Source organism: Arthrobacter sp. Hor0625 (assembly GCF_052567525.1).
Window position 1 is genome coordinate 1,357,023 of sequence record NZ_CP199586.1, and the last position, 17,284, is coordinate 1,374,306.

20 protein-coding genes are annotated in these 17,284 nt (G+C 69.4%); 12 read left to right on the forward strand and 8 right to left on the reverse strand.

Annotated features, from left to right (window positions below):
- Positions 1–9: 9 nt before the first annotated feature.
- Together ACTWLI_RS06170 and ACTWLI_RS06175 are read left to right on the forward strand one after the other, a co-directional pair.
- The gene (locus ACTWLI_RS06170) at positions 10–603 is read left to right on the forward strand and encodes a hypothetical protein (protein WP_445155769.1); all 594 of its coding nucleotides are present in this window, start codon (positions 10–12) and stop codon (positions 601–603) included.
- An 84-nt stretch (positions 604–687) separates the two neighbouring features.
- A complete protein-coding gene (locus ACTWLI_RS06175) occupies positions 688–1,053 on the forward strand; it encodes a hypothetical protein (protein ID WP_445155770.1) in 366 nt (121 codons plus the stop codon).
- A 62-nt stretch (positions 1,054–1,115) separates the two neighbouring features.
- On the opposite strand, the gene ACTWLI_RS06180 is transcribed toward ACTWLI_RS06175, so the two are convergent.
- Complete coding sequence (locus tag ACTWLI_RS06180) at positions 1,116–1,658, reverse strand: CGNR zinc finger domain-containing protein (protein WP_445155771.1); 543 nt, start codon at positions 1,656–1,658, stop codon at positions 1,116–1,118.
- Between the two features lie 128 nt (positions 1,659–1,786).
- Here ACTWLI_RS06180 and ACTWLI_RS06185 point away from each other — a divergent pair, with 128 nt between their 5' ends.
- Positions 1,787–2,770: an EamA family transporter gene (locus ACTWLI_RS06185; protein WP_445156132.1), complete on the forward strand. Its 984-nt coding sequence runs from the start codon at positions 1,787–1,789 to the stop codon at positions 2,768–2,770.
- 99 nt (positions 2,771–2,869) lie between these two features.
- Here ACTWLI_RS06185 and ACTWLI_RS06190 read toward each other — a convergent pair whose 3' ends face one another.
- From ACTWLI_RS06190 to ACTWLI_RS06210, 5 genes are all read right to left on the reverse strand, one after another.
- Positions 2,870–3,136, reverse strand: a complete 267-nt coding sequence (locus ACTWLI_RS06190) for a hypothetical protein (RefSeq protein WP_445155772.1) — start codon at positions 3,134–3,136, stop codon at positions 2,870–2,872.
- Between the two features lie 155 nt (positions 3,137–3,291).
- Positions 3,292–5,499, reverse strand: a complete 2,208-nt coding sequence (locus ACTWLI_RS06195; RefSeq protein ID WP_445156133.1) for a heavy metal translocating P-type ATPase — start codon at positions 5,497–5,499, stop codon at positions 3,292–3,294.
- A gap of 133 nt (positions 5,500–5,632) precedes the next feature.
- A complete protein-coding gene (locus ACTWLI_RS06200) occupies positions 5,633–5,863 on the reverse strand; it encodes a heavy-metal-associated domain-containing protein (RefSeq protein WP_445155773.1) in 231 nt (76 codons plus the stop codon).
- 70 nt (positions 5,864–5,933) lie between these two features.
- Positions 5,934–6,272 (reverse strand): metal-sensitive transcriptional regulator, encoded by a 339-nt coding sequence (locus tag ACTWLI_RS06205; protein WP_445155774.1) that lies wholly within the window; start codon positions 6,270–6,272, stop codon positions 5,934–5,936.
- A 223-nt stretch (positions 6,273–6,495) separates the two neighbouring features.
- On the reverse strand, positions 6,496–7,002 hold the full coding sequence (locus ACTWLI_RS06210) for a universal stress protein (RefSeq protein WP_445155775.1): 507 nt from the start codon (positions 7,000–7,002) through the stop codon (positions 6,496–6,498).
- Positions 7,003–7,187: 185 nt separating this feature from the next.
- On the opposite strand from ACTWLI_RS06210, the gene ACTWLI_RS06215 reads away from it, so the two are divergent.
- The 9 genes from ACTWLI_RS06215 (at position 7,188) to ACTWLI_RS06255 (ending at position 15,069) form a co-directional block, all read left to right on the forward strand.
- Entirely contained in the window at positions 7,188–7,388 is a 201-nt protein-coding gene (locus ACTWLI_RS06215; RefSeq protein ID WP_445155776.1) for a hypothetical protein, read from the forward strand.
- A 51-nt stretch (positions 7,389–7,439) separates the two neighbouring features.
- Positions 7,440–8,582 (forward strand): WD40/YVTN/BNR-like repeat-containing protein, encoded by a 1,143-nt coding sequence (locus ACTWLI_RS06220; protein WP_445155777.1) that lies wholly within the window; start codon positions 7,440–7,442, stop codon positions 8,580–8,582.
- Between the two features lie 9 nt (positions 8,583–8,591).
- The gene (locus ACTWLI_RS06225) at positions 8,592–8,879 is read left to right on the forward strand and encodes a MoaD/ThiS family protein (protein ID WP_445155778.1); all 288 of its coding nucleotides are present in this window, start codon (positions 8,592–8,594) and stop codon (positions 8,877–8,879) included.
- A 26-nt stretch (positions 8,880–8,905) separates the two neighbouring features.
- Positions 8,906–10,258, forward strand: coding sequence for an aminomethyl transferase family protein (locus tag ACTWLI_RS06230; RefSeq protein ID WP_445155779.1), 1,353 nt, complete (start codon positions 8,906–8,908; stop codon positions 10,256–10,258).
- Between the two features lie 121 nt (positions 10,259–10,379).
- On the forward strand, positions 10,380–11,162 hold the full coding sequence (locus ACTWLI_RS06235; RefSeq protein ID WP_445155780.1) for an ABC transporter ATP-binding protein: 783 nt from the start codon (positions 10,380–10,382) through the stop codon (positions 11,160–11,162).
- Entirely contained in the window at positions 11,149–11,859 is a 711-nt protein-coding gene (locus ACTWLI_RS06240) for an ABC transporter ATP-binding protein (RefSeq protein ID WP_445155781.1), read from the forward strand. Before ACTWLI_RS06235 ends, ACTWLI_RS06240 begins: the two co-directional genes overlap by 14 nt.
- Positions 11,860–11,861: 2 nt before the next feature.
- Positions 11,862–12,743, forward strand: a complete 882-nt coding sequence (locus tag ACTWLI_RS06245; protein ID WP_445155782.1) for a branched-chain amino acid ABC transporter permease — start codon at positions 11,862–11,864, stop codon at positions 12,741–12,743.
- A complete protein-coding gene (locus ACTWLI_RS06250) occupies positions 12,743–13,816 on the forward strand; it encodes a branched-chain amino acid ABC transporter permease (protein WP_445155783.1) in 1,074 nt (357 codons plus the stop codon). Before ACTWLI_RS06245 ends, ACTWLI_RS06250 begins: the two co-directional genes overlap by 1 nt.
- On the forward strand, positions 13,813–15,069 hold the full coding sequence (locus tag ACTWLI_RS06255; protein WP_445155784.1) for an ABC transporter substrate-binding protein: 1,257 nt from the start codon (positions 13,813–13,815) through the stop codon (positions 15,067–15,069). Before ACTWLI_RS06250 ends, ACTWLI_RS06255 begins: the two co-directional genes overlap by 4 nt.
- 28 nt (positions 15,070–15,097) lie before the next feature.
- Here the strand turns inward: ACTWLI_RS06255 and ACTWLI_RS06260 are convergent, their stop codons facing one another.
- Both ACTWLI_RS06260 and ligM read right to left on the reverse strand, forming a co-directional pair.
- Complete coding sequence (locus tag ACTWLI_RS06260; protein ID WP_445155785.1) at positions 15,098–15,757, reverse strand: helix-turn-helix transcriptional regulator; 660 nt, start codon at positions 15,755–15,757, stop codon at positions 15,098–15,100.
- Between the two features lie 95 nt (positions 15,758–15,852).
- Positions 15,853–17,265 carry a vanillate/3-O-methylgallate O-demethylase gene (gene ligM / locus ACTWLI_RS06265; RefSeq protein WP_445155786.1) on the reverse strand — a complete coding sequence of 471 codons (1,413 nt, stop codon included), beginning with the start codon at positions 17,263–17,265 and terminating at the stop codon, positions 15,853–15,855.
- Positions 17,266–17,284 lie beyond the last annotated feature (19 nt).

A 17,284-nucleotide genomic window follows, 5' to 3' on the forward strand; every position in this document is an offset into this window, starting at 1 on the left:
ACTGGACGGGTGACTCTCCCCGCTGCTGCCCCGGCCCCGACCGACCTGCCCGCCGCCACGGACCTGTGGAAGCCCGTCCTCGTCCGTGCCCTCGCCGCGCTTGTCTTCGGTGCCGTCACGGTGTTCTGGGCCGCGCCCCCGGTGTCGGGAATGGGCTGGTCCGGCGGACTGTATCTGCTGGCCACCGGTCTGGTGCTGGTGTGGACCGTCAGGAAGACCGGACTTCCGCACGGAGGCCGCGCCGCCAAGGCCCTGGCCGCCGCGGGTGCCCTCCTGGCCGGGGCAGGTGCGGCGGTTGCCCTGCTTGCCGACAGCCTGGTTTTCGCCGTCATCGGCGCCCTCGGCCTCGGCCTGGCCGGGGCGGCCGAGCTCCTGGTCGGCCTGGCTGTGCGCCGCCGTTCGGTCCTGGCCCGGGACTGGATCGCCTCCGGCGTGATCGGTCTTGGTACCGCCGCCGTGCTGCCCTTCTTCATCGACCTCGGCCCGCACGCCCTGCTCGGTGTGGCCGGCGGAGGGGCGATCATCAGCGGTGTCTTGTGGACCCTGGCCGGGCTGACCCTGAAGCACGATGCGCGGGACGTTTCCGCCGAGGCCGTAGACTAGTAGGGACAGGTTCTACCCCGCGTAGAACAACCGCGGGATCACGACTGCCACGCCTACCGGCGGTGGCGGCAGGAGGAAAGCACCTTGGCAGAGCAGAAATCAGGAGGCCGCCGCGGCCTGCGGACTTCGGTCAAGGGACCGCTCATGTTCTCTGCGTTCTGGGCTGTGCTGGCCTTCGTTGCCGTGCTGATCTTCGCCTCCGGCGGCAGCGCCAAAACCCCGCGCTTCGACCTGGCCTTTACCGGTGCCGGCATCGCCTTCATTGTCACCCTCGTGATCGCGGCCATGCTGTCGATGAGCTACAAGGACAACGCCGAACACCTCGGCAAGGGCTCCGGCATCAACCTCAGCTCCAAGCGGCCCGCCGCGGGCCACGGCGGACAGGCCGCCCAGCGGTCCGGCACCGACACCCCGGGCAGCGGCCACGACACCGGAACCGACCTCCGCTAACACGCCGGCCCCCGCGCGGGCAGCGGCCCGCTGACGGCCCGCCATCGGTGCCGGCCCGCCGGCTAGGACGCGGCCTTCCTGGCGCGGTATGCGGCAACATGGGCGCGGTTGGCGCAGTTCCCGGTGTCGCAGTAGCGCTTCGAGCGGTTGCGGCTCAGATCCAGGAGGACGGCGTCGCAGTCGTCCGCCGCGCAGACGCGCATCCGGTCCATTTCCCTGCTGCGGATGACATCCAGGATGGCCATCGCGGCCTCCGTGCCCATCCGGTCGGCCAGTGGCGCCTCGGGAGCCGTGGCGTGCAGGTGCCAGTCCCAGCCGTCGTGCCGGACCAGCTGCGGCAGCGCCTGTGCCTCGCGCAACAGGCGGTTGGCGGCCTCGACGGCGCCGGTCTCGTCGGCCGTCCACAGCGCGGTGAGCACCGCCCGGAGCCGCCGGACGCTGGCCAGCTCGGCGGCGTCGCCGGTCCTTGACCCGCTGAAGCCTTCGGCGGCCAGGAAGCGGTCCAGATCAGCCGCCGTGGCAAGCTGCTCCGCGCCGTTGGCGCCGGTATTGACGAGGTTGACCACCGACCGCAGCGCAACTTCCGTGTCAGGGGCAAAGACCATCTTGACTCCTTACGTCGACCGCGCGTACTGTCATGAGCATCACCCTACTTTACTCCTGACAGGAGGAGCCCGTGTCTGCCGCACGCCGCCCCGCCGTGGCTCCGGCCACCACCTCCGCACCGGCCTCTATCCCGGCCGTTAAGCCGGCCGCTTCCGGTTTCCTGGCCTCGGGCCTTGGTGTGGCCCTGTTCTCCTCGGCGGTGTTCGGACTCTCCGGCTCGTTCGCCAAGGCGCTGCTGGAGACCGGCTGGACCCCGGGCGCCGCGGTTACCGCCCGGCTCAGCGGCGCCGCCCTGGTCCTGGCCATACCGGCCGCGATCGCGCTGCGGGGCCGGTGGCACCAGTTGCGCGACAACTGGCTTACGGTCCTGCTTTTCGGCCTGATCGGCGTCGCCGCCTGCCAGCTGTTCTACTTCAACGCCGTCGCCCGGCTGTCGGTCGGCGTCGCCCTCCTGCTCGAATACCTCGCCCCCGTGATGATCGTCCTGTGGCTGTGGGTGGCCAGCCGCCGGAAACCCCGGCCCCTGACGATCGCCGGAACGCTGCTGTCCCTCGCGGGCCTGGTCCTGGTGCTGGACCTGACCGGGGCGGTCAAGATCGACGTCATCGGTGTGCTGTGGGGCGTGGCCGCCGCCGTATGCCTGGCGGTCTACTTCTTCATCACGGCCAAAGAGAACGACACCCTGCCGCCGATCGTGCTGGCGTCGGGCGGGTTGATGGTGGGCGCGGCGGTGATGTGGCTGGCAGCGGCCACGGGCCTGCTGCCCATGGCTGCCGGCACGGCGGAGACTAGGCTCGGTCCGTGGGCCACCCCGTGGTGGGTCCCGCTCGCCGGGCTGGTCCTCCTCGCGACTGTGCTGGCCTACGTGTCGGGCATCGTGGCCGCGCGGGCCCTGGGGTCCAAGGTCGCGTCCTTCGTCTCGCTGACCGAGGTCCTGTTCGCCGTTCTCTGGGCCTGGCTGCTGCTGGCCGAGCTCCCCGGCCCGGTACAGCTCCTGGGCGGGCTGCTGATTGTCGGCGGCGTGGTGCTGGTGCGGTGGGATGAGCTGCGGATCCCCGTGCCGCTAGCGGCCGAACTGGACCACGCCAACGACGTCGAACCGGTTCCCTAAACCAGGCCTGCCCCGGCGGATGCGGCCCGGGGACGCCGATGGCCCGGACGCGGGGCGTCCGGGCCATCGAAGACCATCGTCAGGAGAAGCAGCCGGCCCTTAGCGGGTGGAGGCGCTTTCCTGGTCGCTGGCGTTGCGGTTGGCCTGCTGGCTGGCCTGCTGCAGCGCCTGCGAGATGCGCGACAGGTTCGCGACGTGCTCGCCGTTCCACTCGTTACGGAACTTATCGGCGTCCGGACCCAGCCACTGCGTCCCGGCCAGGACCTTCGTCAGGATCGATCGCTGGTTGTCGATCTCCTGCGCACCGGCCTGCAGCTTCGTGCCCAGGACCTTGAGCTGATCAACATCTGCACCCCAAATAGCCATTCGAAAAACTCCTTAGTTCATCGGACCCGACCCTGTCGGCATCCCCAGCGGCCCCCGGCTGTTCCGGAAGATCCAATGCCTCGAACCTACCCGACAGCACAAAACACTGTCGATGGGCACCCCTCCCCATCCCCGCACCCGGCCCCGTCCGGGGGTTACTTCCCGAAGCTCCGCAGTCGCAGCGAGTTGGCAACCACCAGCACCGAGGAGGCCGCCATGGCGGCGCCGGCAATCATCGGGTTGAGCAGGCCCAGGGCCGCCACCGGGATGCCGACCGCGTTGTAGAAGAACGCCCAGAAGAGGTTCGTCTTGATGGTCGCGAGGGTCCGGCGGGAGAGACTGATGGCCAGGGCCACCTGCCCCAGGTCGTTGCCCATCACGGTCAGGTCGGCCGCTTCGATGGCGACGTCGGTGCCGGAGCCCATGGCGATTCCGAGGTCCGCCTGGGCCAGGGCCGCGGCGTCGTTGACACCGTCGCCGGCCATGGCCACGGTGGCGCCGCCGTCCTGCAGCCTCCGGACCGCGTCGACCTTGCCCTCCGGCAGGACCCCGGCGAAGACGTCGTCGGCTGGGATGCCGACCGCGGCGGCCACCTGCCGGGCCACCGACGCGTTGTCCCCGGTCAGCAGGATGGGCCGCAGGCCCAGTTCGCGGAGCCGCGCGACGGCCGCGGCGGACCCGGGTTTGAGGGAGTCGCGCAGGCTGACGATGCCAGCCGGGCTGCCGTCCACGGCAACCCAGATGGCGGTGGCGCCGGAGGCCTCGGCGTCGGCCAGGGCGGCCTGTTCCGGGCCGGAGAGCGTGAGTCCGTTGTCCTGCAGCCAGCCGGCCCGGCCGACCAGGACCCGGCGTCCCTCGACGGTGCCGCGGACGCCGCCGCCGGGGGCCGAATCGAAGTCCGCGACGGCGGGCAGCCGGGCGCCTGCGTTCCGGCCGCCCTCCGCTTCCAGCGCGGCCGCGGCGATGGCCCGCGCGATGGGGTGCTCGGAGGCCGTCTCCGCAGCTCCGGCGAGCTGCAGGACCTGCGCCTCGCTGAACGGCGCGAACGCCAGGGTGCCGGCAACCGCAAGGTGCCCGGTGGTGACGGTGCCGGTCTTGTCCAGCACGATCGTGTCCACGGTGCGGGTGTCTTCGAGCACCTGCGGGCCCTTGATCAGGATGCCCAGCTGGGCGCCGCGGCCGGTGCCGGTGAGCAGGCCGACCGGGGTCGCCAGGCCCAGGGCGCACGGGCAGGCGATGACCAGCACCGCGACGGCGGCGGTGAACGCGGCGCGCAGTTCGGCGTCGCTGATCTCGGGGCCGGCGGCGAGTAGCCAGCCGCCGAAGGTAAGCGCGGCGATGCCGAGGACCACCGGGACGAAAACGGCGCTGATGCGGTCGGCCAGCCGGGCGATCGCGGCCTTTCCGGATTGCGCCTGGGAGACCAGCCGGCCCATCTGGGCCAGGGTGGTGTCGGCCCCGACCCGGGTGGCTCGGACCAGGATCCGTCCCGACGTGTTGATCGTGGCACCGGTGACCTGGCTGCCCGGGCCGACCTCCACAGGAACCGACTCGCCGGTCACCAGGGAGGCGTCGACCGCCGAGGAGCCTTCGATGACCGCGCCGTCGGTGGCGATCTTTTCGCCCGGGCGGACGACGATGACGTCCCCGCCCTCGAGCCCCTCCGCGGGTACCTGGTACTCATCCCCGTCGCGCAGCACCGTCGCTTCCTTGGCGCCCAGCTCCAGCAGGGCCTTCAGCGCGTTGCCGGCCTTGCGCTTGGCGTTGGCCTCCAGGTAGCGGCCGAGCAGCAGGAAGGTCGTGACGACGGCGGCGACCTCGAAGTACAGGCCGCCGGACTCCATGCCCTCCATGCCCGGATGTTCGGTGAGGCTGGGATCGGCCAGAAGCTGCCAGGCGGAGAAAACGTAGGCAGCCGTCACGCCGATCGACACCAGCGTGTCCATCGTGGAGGACAGATGCCGGGCGTTGACCACCGCGGCGCGGTGGAACGGCCACGCAGCCCAGGTGACCACCGGCAGGGCCAGGGCGGCGGCCACCCAGCCCCAGTGCGGGAACTGGGCGGCCGGGAGCATCGAGAGTACAAAGACCGGGACGGTCAGGGCGGCGGCGACGACCAGCCTGGGACGCAGCTTCGCCGCCGTGCCCAGCGCCGGGTCCTCGGCCGCGGCAGTCGGCGCGTGCGGGGTCCTGACGCTGGCCTTGTAGCCGGCTGCGTTCACCGCGGCGGCGATTTGTTCGTCCGTGATGTTGGCCGGAACGGTGACCCGGGCGGACTCCAGTGGGAGGTTGACCGAAGCCTGCACGCCGTCGAGCTTTCCGAGCTTGCGTTCGACCCGGCCGACACAGGAGGCGCACGTCATGCCCTCGATGTCGAGCTCAATCACCCGGCTGCCGGGCTGGTCCAGCAGTTTCGTGTTGCTCACGGTATGTTCCTCTCGTCCTGCTCGGTGGAGCGCTGCCGGCCCCTGTTGTCCCGATATCCCGCGGCGGTACTCAGGCCTCGTTCGCCACCACCAGGTAGCCCGCCTCGGCGACGGCTTCGCCGATTTCGGCGGGGGAGAGCTCCTTGGCCGAGGTGATGGTGACGGTGGAGACGCCGCCGGCGTTGAGGTCGACGTCAACGCTTTCGACGCCGGCCAGTGCCTCCAGTTCCTCGGAGACGGAGGACACGCAGTGTCCGCAGGTCATGCCGGAAACTTCGATGGTGGTGGAAACGCTGCTCATGGCTTGCTCCTTGGTGGGGGACTGGGGGTGGTCCATCAGCCCGATCGTGTGGTGGGTGGTGGTGTTGCCGCTACCGCAGCAGGCGCCCGATGGCATCGGTAGCCTCCTTCACTTTGAAGTCGATGACACCGGCCCGCAGTTCCGGGTCCGGTTCGGCGGCCGCCCCGACGACGCAGTGGCCGATGTGCTCTTCGACCAGCCCCAGGCTGACCGCGTGCAGGGCCTTGGTGACGGCGGCGACCTGGGTCAGGATGTCGATGCAGTACTTGTCCTCGTCGACCATGCGGGCGATGCCCCGGACCTGGCCTTCGATCCGTTTGAGCCGCTTGAGGTAGGCGTCCTTGTTCGCGGTGTAGCCGTGCGGCGGGTGCGGCGCTTCAGCCGCTGAAGATGCGTCGGGCTCGTTCATGCAGCCAACATATACCCCCTAGGGGTATGGCGCAAGTACCCTCCGGGGGTATGGCCACCGGTGACCGGCAGCGGGACAGGCCGGAAAACAAAAGAGCTCCGGAGTGCGTTATTGGGGGATACGCACTCCGGAGCAGCTTTGGGATAGGGGGTTTCCCGCCTACGGATTCAACCATACGGGGCGCCGGCGGGGTGCGCCAGCACCGCGAATAACTACTTTCGCTTTATTTTCCCGGGCCGTCCGCGCCGTGCGCACCCCGGGCCGGGACGATCAGCACCGGGCGGTCCTGATGGCGGCTGAGCCAGGCGGCCACCGAGCCGTTGAGTGCCGCCGAGACCCGGTGACCGAACCCCGGTTCGGGCGTGCCGACGACGATCATGGCCGCGCCGGCCTCGGCCGCCAACCGGCCCAGCGCCCGGGCGGGATCCCCGGCCAGCGTCCGCAGGCTCCACTCGACCCCGAGGCTGTCACATACGGTGGCGACGGCGGAGCGGAGTTCCTCGCTGACGGCCCGGATCTTGGCGCTGTCGGCTTCGGGGTGGAGGGACAGCCGGTGGGCGGACCGCGCCGGATCCCACTCGACAAGGAAGCTGGCTTCGTCCACATAGGCACAAACCAGCGGCACGCCGAGCCTTCCGGCCAGGGCAGCCGCTGTTTCGAGCAGCGTCGGAGGCTGGCCGGGCATAAGGCCCGCAACCAGCGGCGCGGGACCGGACGGGGCGGCAGGCATGCCCCATCATCGGCCCGGAGCGCCGGTCCCGGCTAGGGTCTTCATCCCCGGGTGGCGCCTCGACGGCGGGCCTTGATCATCCCCGGCCGGCGGGCCTACGGTTGAAGCACCCCGGGGGCGGCGCGGGGCGCCGGGCAGGACGGTGATCGCAACGCCGGGGGCAGTACGGCAGGGGAGGCGGGCCGATGGACATCTATATGTGGTGGCTGGACCTGGATCTGGCCAGCAAGGAGTGGCTGCGGGAGAACCTGCGCGCCGACGAACTGCCGCTGCCGGTGCTGCAGGGCATCGCGGAAGCCGGCGGCCCCCACCCGGACCGGACCACCGGGGTGCTCAGCGCCGCGGACTGGGATTTTATCCAGACGCAGTCCGAATTCGTCGACTAACCGGCAAAAAAAGCATTGCAGCCGCAGGGCCGCGGTGGTTGCATGTAGGGCATGGCAACCGCAGACAGTTATCTTCTGGCGATCGGCACCAAAAAAGGACTCTGGCTGGCTACCAGTCCGGACCGCAGGAACTGGTCCCTCTCCGGCCCGCATTTCCTGATGAGCGAAATCCCCAGCATCGGAATCGACACCCGCGACGGCCGCACCCGGATCCTCGTCGGCGTCCGCTCGGAACACTGGGGACCCACCGTCTTCCACTCCGACGACCTCGGGGAGACGTGGAATGAGCCGGAAAACGGGGCAATCCGGTTTCCGGCGGACACGGACGCGGCGCTGGAGCGGGTCTGGCAGATCTACCCCGACGCCGCCTCCCGCCCCGGCGTGGTCTGGGCCGGCTGCGAGCCCATCTCGGTCTGGAAATCCACCGACGGCGGCGAGCACTTCGAGCTCAATCGCGGCCTGTGGGACCATCCCCACCGCGGCGAATGGGGTGCCGGGTACGGCGGGGCCGCTGCGCACTCGATCGTCGTCAACCCGGACGGGGCCAACGTGCACGTCGCCATGAGCACCGGCGGCGTCTACCGCTCGCTCGACGGCGGGACGAGCTGGGAGCCGCGGAACAAGGGGATTTCCGCCTACTTCAACCCCGACCCTTATCCCGAATTCGGCCAGTGCGTGCACAAGATCGCGGCGGACGCCGCCGTCGACGGCCGCCTCTACGCGCAGAACCACCACGGCGTGTACCGCAGCGACGACAATGCCGAGAGCTGGGAATCGATCGCCGAGGGTCTGCCGGCGGACTTTGGCTTCGTCATGCTCACCCACCCCCGCCGCGCCGGCACGGCCTGGGTCATCCCGCTGAAGGCCGACGGCGAGCGGATCCCGCCGGGCGGAAAGCTCGCCGTGCACCGGACCGAAGACGCCGGGGCGAGCTGGACGCGGCTGGACGAGGGACTCCCGGCCGCAGAATTCAATTCGGTGCTGCGCGATGCGGCGTGCGTCGATACGGCCGACCCGGCCGGTGTCTACTTCGGAACCCGCGGCGGCAGCGTCTACGCCAGCGCCGACGAGGGCGACCACTTCAGCGAGGTGGCCTCCCACCTGCCGGACGTGCTGTGCGTCCGGGCCGCGGTGGTCACCGGCGCCCCCGCCGCCGGGGAACAGCGGGCCGCCGGCGCCGCGGTCCCCGCCTAGGCCTCCGCCGTGCCGGAGATCAGCGTGGTGCTGCCCAGTGTCCTGGTGCCGCTGGCGGACGGGAAGTCACTGCTGACCGCCCCTGCGGACGCGGCTGTGACCGTCCAGTGGCTTCTGGACTTCGTGGCGGGTGACTATCCGGCCCTGTCACGGCGGCTGCGGGACGAAACCGGCACCGTGCGGCGGTTCGTGAACATCTACGTCGACGGCCAGGAAATCCGGCGGCTGCACGGCCTGGCGACGGAGGTCGCACCGGGCCAGGAAATCCTGATTATCCAGTCCGTCGCGGGCGGCTGACCGCACCGCAGCATCAAGGGGGAACCATGACCGGGCAGAGTCTTCAATCCGCCATCGACGAGCTGGGCAGTGCCGTCGAAGTGCTGCGCAACGCGAAGTCCCGGCCGTTCACCTTTCCGGTGACTCCCGAGTTCACCAACTGGCGGAGCGAGCAGGCCGCCTGGCGCGACTCCTGCGCCCTGCTGGACCAGTCGCACCATATGGCGGACCTCTTTGTCAGCGGTCCCGACGCGACCAGGTTCTTCACGTGGATTGGCACGAACTCCGCCGCCGCCTACCGGGTGGGCCGGGCCAAGCAGCTGGTCGCGGTCAACCATGACGGTTACGTCATTGGCGACGGCATCCTGTTCCACCTCGGCGAGAACTCCTTCGACCTCGTCGCGCTGCCCATGCTCAGCGACTGGGTCGAATACAACATCGCCTCCGGCGGGTGGGATGTCAGCCTTGACCGCGACGACCACTCGCTGATCCGCACCGGCGATCCCAGGCTCTTCCGGTATGAACTCCAGGGCCCCAATGCTCTGGCCATCATCGAAAAGGTGACCGGCGCACCGGCGCCGGAGCTGAAGTTCTTCCACATGGGAGAGGTGGAGATCGAGGGCCGCACCGTGGGCGTGCTGCGTCACGGCATGGCTGGCCAGCCAGGCTTCGAACTCTGGGGCCCCTGGGCCGACGCAGCGGCGGTGCACGCGAAACTGCTGGCGGGCGGTGCGGAATTCGGCATCACCCAGGTCGGTGCGAAAGGCTATTCGTCCGCAAACCTCGGCTCCGGCTGGGTGCCGTCTCCTCCGCCGGCCATCTTTCAGCCCGAACTGAAGGCCTACCGCGAATGGCTGGACCTGTCGAAGGCCGGATCCTTTGGCGGCAGCTTCTACTCGGCGGACATCGCCGACTATTACGTCACGCCCTACGATCTCGGGCTCGGCCGCTCGGTTGCCTTCGACCACGAGTTTCTCGGCAAAGAAGCGCTGCAGCGCCATGCCGAAAACCAGCGCCGCGCCAAGGTCACCCTGGTGTGGAACAACGAGGACGTGACCCGGGTGCTTGGCTCCATTCTGGGCGGCGGGCTTCCCGCCAAATACATTGAGCTGCCGAAATCCCGCTACGCCCTGTTCCAGACCGACCGCGTCCTTGTGGACGGCCGCACCGTCGGCGTCTCGTTCGACGTCGGATACCTCGCCAACGAGCAGGCGTTCCTCTCGCTGGCAACCATCGACCTTGACTGCGCCGACACCGGAACCGAGGTCGTGGTGCTCTGGGGCGAAGAGCCCAACTCGCGAAAGGGCCAGGTGGAGCGGCACCGCCAGGTGGAGATCCGGGCGACCGTGGCTCCGGCGCCGTTCACCGAGTATGCCCGGGGCGGCTACCGCGCCTCCTGAGGCACGGACCCGCCCGCCCCCAAAATCGTTGACAATTTCGTCAGCGATCCGTACCGTCGGTCTCGGGCGGCCAGCACGGCCGCACGGATTCCTAGCAATGGTGCGACAGGAAGGTACTCCGGTGGCCGCGAGCCTCAGCCTGAAGGACGTCAACCTGCACTTCGGCGGGGTCAAGGTGCTGCAGGACGTGAGCTTCGACGTCGAACCGGGGGCAATTTTCGGTCTGGTCGGCCCCAACGGCGCCGGCAAAACCTCGCTCTTCAACTGCATCAGCGGACACTACAAGCCCATCTCCGGGTCCATCACCATCAACGGCACGGAGGTACTGGGCAGCGCGCCCTCCCGGCTCGCCCGCCTCGGACTGGCCCGCACCTTACAGCACCCCGCCCTGCAGCTGAACGCCACCGTGCTGCAGAACGTGCTCCTGGGCGGCCACATCCGCCTGCCCGGCGGCCCGGTGTCCTGGGCGCTGCGGTTGCCGTTCACGGCCAAGGCCGAGCGCGCGGTCCGGGCCGAAGCGCTGGAACTGCTGGAGCGGGCAGGCCTCGGCTGGGCGGCGGACCTGCCAGCCGACGAACTCTCGCACGGACTGCACAAGGGCGTGGAGCTGTGGCGGGCGCTGCTGTCCAAACCGTCGTTGCTGCTGCTCGACGAGCCCGCGGCCGGGCTGTCCCACGGCGAGGTCGAGCAGCTGATCGCCACCGTCAGGCGGATCCGTGCCGAGCAGGACATCACGATCATCATCGTCGAGCACCACATGGGGCTGATCTCGGCGCTGACCGACCAGGTGGTCGTCCTCGACCATGGCCGCAAGCTGATGGCGGGCACCGCGGCCGAGGCGCAGGCCGACCCGCGCGTGATCGAGGCCTACATCGGGAAGGACGCCGCGGATGACGCTGCTTGAACTCGTCGACGTGACCGCGTCCTACGGTCCCGTCCAGGTCATCGACGGCGTCTCGCTCAGCGTGCCCGAGGGCGGCTCGGTCGGCATCCTTGGCGCGAACGGGGCGGGGAAGACCACCACGCTGCGGGCTATCAGCGGCACGGTGCGCACCGGCGGCCGGATCACTTTCGAAGGCCGCGACATCCGCGGCCTGCGCCCGGACCAGGTGGCCGCCCTCGGCATCGCCCACGTCCCGGAGGGGCGCGGGACCCTCGGCCAGCTCAGCGTGCGGGAAAACCTCATGGTGGGCGCGTACCTGCGCAAGGGCCGGCAGGCGATCGCCGCCGACGTCGACTACTGCCTCGAGTTGTTCCCGCAGCTGCGGGACCGGGTCGGTTCCAGGGCCGCGGCGCTGTCCGGCGGGGAACAGCAGATGCTCGCCGTCGGCCGGGCCTTCATGGCCAAGCCGAAACTGCTGCTGCTGGACGAAGCGTCCCTGGGCCTCGCGCCGAGCACCGCCAAGACGGTCTATGAGGCGATCCGCCGGCTGCGGCGCGAATCCGGCATCGCCATGCTGGTCGTGGAGCAGAACGCCAACCTCGCCTTTTCGCTGGTGGACACGGCCACCGTGCTGGAGACGGGGCGGAACGTGCTGACCGGAACGTCGGCCGAACTCAAGGGCATGGACGAGATCCGCCGCGCCTACCTGGGAGGTTGACCATGGGCACTTTTATCCAGCTCGTTGTCGACGGGCTCTCGACCGGCTCCATCTACGCCGCCCTGGCCCTCGCCATCGTGCTCGTGAACCAGGCCACCGGGCTGATCAACTTCGCGCAGGGCGGCATGGCGGTGCTCTCCGCCTACATCGCCTACGCCTTCCTTGGGCTGGGCCTGCCGCTGCCGCTGGCCATCCTGGTCGCGGTGGTCGCCTCCTTCCTCCTCGGCGCGCTGGCGGAACGGTTCCTGGTCCGCAAGTTCGAACGCGGCGATCCGGACACCGCCGTCGTGGTCACGATCGGCCTGCTGACCCTCGTCACCGGCATTTCGGCCCTGCTGTGGGGGTACAACAACCTCGGGTTCCCGTCGCTCTTCCCGCTGACCAGCGTGGAGATCCTCGGCGCGGTGGTGAGCGTCCGGTCGCTGGCCACCACGGTGACGATCATCCTGATCATGGTGGTCCTGCAGTTGCTGTTCCTGCGCACCAAGCTCGGCCTGGCGCTCCGCGCCGTGGCGGACAACCCGGGGTCGGCCGCGTTCTCCGGGCTGCCGGTGGGCCGGCTGCTGATGGTCGGCTGGGGCCTGGCCGCCACCCTCGGCGCGATCGCCGGTGTGCTGGTGGCCCCGCAGTTGACCCTGACGCCGGGCATGCTCGACACGGCGCTGGTTTATGCCCTCGCCGCCGTCATCCTCGGCGGGCTGAGCAGCCCGATCGGCTGCGTCGTCGCTGCCTCGGCGATCGGGGTGCTGGAGAATCTGGTCGCCGTGTACGTGCCGCTCATCGGCCATGACCTGAAGATTGCGGTGCCCTTCGTCCTGATCTTCGTCATCCTCATCCTGCGCCCGCAGGGCCTCTTCGGCAGAAAGGTCGTGGTGAGGGTCTGATGGGAACCGTGTCCTCCGCGCTGGGCCGCCGCTCCGTCCGGATCACGCTGGCCGTCCTGGCAGCCGTGGTGCTGCTGGCCGCCCCGCTGCTGCTCCCGGCGTTCGCGAACCAGACCCTGGTGCGCATCGGCGTCTACGCGGTCGCCGTCCTGGGGCTGAACATCGTCATGGGCTACACCGGCCAGGTCAATCTCGGGCAGATCTTCTTCGTCGGCCTCGGCGCCTATGTCACGGCCTACGGGGTCAACCAGGGCTGGAACATCGTCGTGGTGTTCATTGCCGCCTGCGTCAGTGCCGGCATCGTGGGCCTGCTCGTGGCCCTGGCCGCGGCCCGGCTTGGCGGGCTCGCCATCGCGATGGTGACCATCGCCCTGCCGATCGTCGGGGTGCCCCTGGCCAAACGCCTCGATGAATTCACCGGCGGCTCGCAGGGCATCTCGGCCCGTTTCTCCGATGCCCCGGAATGGTCCGGGCTCTACAACGACCAGTGGCAGTTCTACATTGTCCTGGTGGTCACGGCCGCCGCGTTCCTGCTGGCCAGGAGCCTGGTGCGCGGCAAATACGGGCGCGCGTTCGCCGTCGTCAAGGAAAACGAGGCCGTGGCCGCCTCGATGGGGATCTCGCCGTACCGCACCAAGGTGCTCGCCTTCACGATCGCCTCGATCTTCGGCGGGGCGAGCGGCTTCCTGTACCTCGCGGCCGTGCAGTACACCTCGCCGGAGACCCTCAGCTTCGGGCACTCGATCAGCCTGCTCGCCGCGATGGTGATCGGCGGTGCCGGCAGCATCGCGGGCTCACTGCTCGGCGGCGCCTACTACATCTTCGTTCCACAGCTGACGAACGCGATCGACCCGAACCTCACCACGCTCAGCCAGGGCGCGATCCTGCTGGCGGTGCTGTTCCTGCTGCCCGGCGGGCTCGTCAGCCTGCCGCGGGCGCTCCGCCGGCTCGGCCGGCGCCGGAGCGGCCGCCCCATGTCCGGGAATCCCCCGAAGACCGCTCCTGCGCCTTCTCCCGTTCCGGAGGCCGCGCTGGAGGGACCCGATAACAAAGAGAGGCAAGACCGACCATGAAGATCAGCAAAAGGCCAGGCGGTGTCCTAGGCATCGTCGCGATGACATCGATCGTCGCGTTGTCCCTCTCCGGCTGCACCCGCGACGGCGCCGGCCAGGGCGGCGGCTCGGGTTCTTCCCCGGGCATCACCGATTCGGCGATCACCCTCGGCATCACCACCCCGCTCAGCGGCGCCACCGCCGGGCCGGGTAAGTGCACGGTCGCCGGGGTGTCGGCCTACTTCGGGGCGGTCAACGCGGCGGGCGGGGTGAAGTTCGGCGACGGCAAGACCCGCACGGTCACGATCAAGTCCTATGACGACGCGTATGACCCGCAGAAGTCGCTGGCCAACTTCCAGCAGATGGTCTCGGACAACGTCTTCGCCGCCACGGCCGGGCTCGGTACGCCGACCAACCGGGCCTTCCGGGAAGCGGCGATCAGCCAGAAGGTCCCGCAGGTGCTCGTGATGACCGGCGACCCGCTGTTCAGCGACCGGAAGCAGAGCCCCTGGCAGCTGGGCTTCGTGCCGATCTACCAGAACGAGGGTGCCGCGTTCGGCAAGCTGCTGTCAGCCTCCAAGGGCCAGCACAAGGTGGCGATCCTGTCGCAGAACGACGACTACGGCAAGGGCTACGTGGCCGGCTTCAAGGAGGCCATCAAGGATGCCTCGAACATCTCCGTGGTCGGCGAGCAGACCTACGAGGCGACCGACACCTCGGTGGACGCCCAGCTGACCCAGCTGGCGTCCTCCGGTGCGGACGTGTTCTTCAACGCCATGTCCGTCACCCCGCTGACCATCTCGGCGCTGCAGAAGGCGCAGCAGATCGGCTGGAAGCCCAGCTGGTTCCTGCCCTCGAATACCTCGAGCCCGACGGCGATCCTGGAGCCGGGCGGGGCGGCGGCCTACCCGGGCATCTACTCGGTGTCCTTCGCCAAGGCCCCGCAAAGCCCGGCGTTCGCCAAGGACCCGGACGTCACGAAGTTCCTCTCCGAACTCAAGCAGTACGGGAACTACCCGGACATGCCGGCCTTCCCGCACTGCATGTGGAGCTACATGGTGGGCGCCACGCTGGAGCAGGCGTTCAAGTCCATGACCGAACCGACCCGGGACAGCTTCATGACGGCCCTGCGCAACATCAAGGACCTCAAGGCCCCGCTGATGCTCACCGGAACGGCCGTGGACACCACGGTGGACGGCCAGCCGGCCGTGTCCTCGGTGGTGGTCCAGAAGTACAACGGCAAGGGGTACGCGACGGCCGAGAACTTCGGCTAGTTGGTGCCGGTGCCCCGGCGGCCGCCGTTCAGGCGGTCGCCGGGGTCTCCGCCGCCGGGGTCCCCGTTGCCGGGGTTTCCGGGGCGGACGCGGACCAGCTTCCGCCGGAGGCCTCCAGCCCGTCGACCAGCTTCAGCCCGCGGCGGGCCCACTCAATTTCGACCCGGGCCCGGTCGACCAGGCCCTCGTAGGTAAAGCGTTTGAAGGCGATGGTGCGTTCGTGGTCCTCGGGGTCGGTGGCCGCGAGCCGGCGCACCAGCATCGGGTTGTCGACGTCGGCGATCCGCCTAAGTTCGCCTTCCCACTGGGCCAGTTCGGCCTCCCACTGGGCGATGTGGCCGCGGAAGAAGTCCCGCGCCGCCGCGGGGGAAGCGGCTTCGAGATACGCGGCCCGCAGGTGGGCGGGGTCGCGGACCCGGGCGTAGTCCAGGGGCGTCTGCATCCAGGCGAGGAAGGCCCGGTTTCCGGCGTCCGTGACGTGGTAGACGCGCCGGGTGGCCCGCTGGCCCCGGGGCTGTTCCTCGCCCTCGATGAGCTGCTCCGCCTCCATCTTGCGCAGCTCGGGGTAGATCTGGGAGTCCGGCGCGTGCCAGACGTGCCCCACCGAGGCGGAAAACTGCTTCTGCAGCTCGTAGCCGGAGAGCGGGCCCACGCGCAGCAGGGCAAGCAGCGCGTATCGAAGGCTCATGCGGTACTCCTTATGGGGCGGAAGAACTGGCGGAAGACCAGGCGGAAGGAAGGCGGGAGGGGGCGTTGCCGCCCCCTCCCGCCGGATATCCCAGCCTAGGCTGACTGGTAGTTGGTCCGCCAGCCGCCCTGGTAGCTCGCGCGGGCGACCGTGGAGTACGGGACGGGGCTGACGACGGCGCGCACCTCGGTCTGCTCGTGCGGTTCGACGGCGGCCTTCGCGGTTCCGCCGTTCGGCTCGCCCCAGACGACCTTGAGTTCCGTTCCCTCGGGAACGTTCGGGTCGATCGTGGCCAGCGACAGGGCCCGCCGCTCGTTGGCGCTGTAGCCGGTGAACATCGAGTACCCGACGACGGTGCCGTCGGCGTCCACGACCGAGTCGTAGTTCGCGGACCCGTAGTTGGCCAGCGGCAGGTCGAAGAACTTGTAGCTGGGTCCTTCGACGTTGAAGAGCGAGGCGTAAATCTTGGTCATGTCCTCCGCATCCCAGGCCAGGGTGACCTTCTTGCGCTGCGCGGCAGGGTCGACCCGCTCGAGGGCGTCCCGGCCGATGAAGTCGTGGTCGAACTTCACGAACGAACCGTAGCCGAGCTCCCAGGGCGTGAGGTAGTAGTCCTCGATCCGGTCCGAGACGAAGGAACCGGCCAGGGTGCCGGTCGCCTCGTAGCTGTCCGCCGGCAGCCACTCGCGGTAGCCGCGCTCCGCTTCGCCGGTGTAGATGGCCGGCAGCGGGGACGGGATCCAGCCGGATTCCAGCGTGTTCGACGGGTAGGCCCGCGAGCCGACGGGCACGAGGCCGAATTCGGCACCGGCCTCGACGATCGCGTCGCGGATGCGGCCGTGGTCGGCGTAGGGACCCCAGATCTCGAGCCCGGGTGCGCCGGCCATGCCGTGCCGCAGGGTGCGCACGGTGGTGCCGTCGATCGTCATCGTGGACATGTTGAAGAACTTCAATTGCTCCAGCGGGCCGCCGTTGAGCTTCTCGATGACCTGCCAGGCGTTCGGGCCCTGGATCTGGAAGCGGTAGTACTGCCGGGTCACCTGGTTGCCGTAGGGCCGCGACGGCGACCGCCGGTCCACGGTGATGTCCAGGTTGCCGTAGCCGCCGGTCTCGCCGTGGTAGAGCAGCCAGTTCGCGGCCGGGGCGCGGCCGACGTAGACGTACTCGTCCTCGGCCTCGCGGAAGAGGATCCCGTCGCCGATCACATGGCCGGATTCGGTGGTGGGCACGTACTGCTTGGCCTTGTTGACCGGGAAGACCGCCGTCGAGTTGATTGCCGTGGCGGTGATCAGCTTGATCGCGTCGGAGCCCTTGAGGAACAGGTTGTCCATGTGGTGGGACTGGTCGTAGAGCACCGCGGTCTGGCGCCAGGCGGTCTGTTCCTTGATCCAGTTCTGGAAGTCGGCCGGCACGACCGGATAGATGTACGAGCCGATCTGGGAGTTGCGGAGCAGGTCGACGGCGCCGCGGGACGCGTCGAGGACTTCCTGCAGATTCTTAGGTGCCACGGTGAACCTCTTGTTCTGT